This window comes from Silanimonas algicola (genome assembly GCF_054777375.1).
This window is the reverse complement of the sequence record NZ_BAAHAS010000009.1, coordinates 1-579: the sequence shown is the minus strand read 5'-3', so window position 1 is coordinate 579 and position 579 is coordinate 1. Positions and strand designations below refer to the sequence as shown.

Genomic DNA, 579 nt, shown 5'->3' with positions numbered 1-579 from the left:
CGACAAGCTGCCCTACGACCCGAACAAGGATTTCAAGCCGGTCAGCCTGCTGGCCAAGGTGCCCAGCCTCTACGTGGTCAACCCCAACCTGCCGGTGAAGAACCTGAAGGAATTCGTGGCGCTGGCCCAGAGCAAGCCGGGCAAGCTGAACTACGGATCGGCCGGCAACGGCAGCGCGGGCCACCTGGCGATGGAATACCTGAAGATGGTGACCAACACCTTCCTGCTGCACATCCCGTACAAGGGCACCGGGCCCGCCATCGCCGACCTCCTGGGAGGCCAGGTGCAGGCGGCCATCGCGACCATGACCTCCGTGGAGCCCCACATCAAGGCCGGCAAGTTGAAGGCCCTCGGCGTCACCACGCCGAAGCGTTCGCAGGCCATGCCCGAGATTCCGACCATCGCCGAATCGGGGCTGGCCGGTTACGACGTTCCCCTGTGGTACTCCATCCTCGCCCCGGCCGGCACGCCGCGCGAGGTCGTCGGCCGCCTGTCCTCCGACATTGCCAAAACGCTGCAGGCACCGGACGTGCGCGAGCGACTCGCGCAGCAGGGCTTCGAGATCAGCTACCTCAACGC

The 579-nt window shown here is 66.1% G+C and carries 1 protein-coding gene; it reads left to right on the top strand.

Features of this window, described 5'->3' with window-relative positions:
• On the top strand, positions 1 to 579 hold a 579-nt coding region (locus ACYVAK_RS14675; protein ID WP_461062328.1), incomplete at both ends, for a tripartite tricarboxylate transporter substrate-binding protein.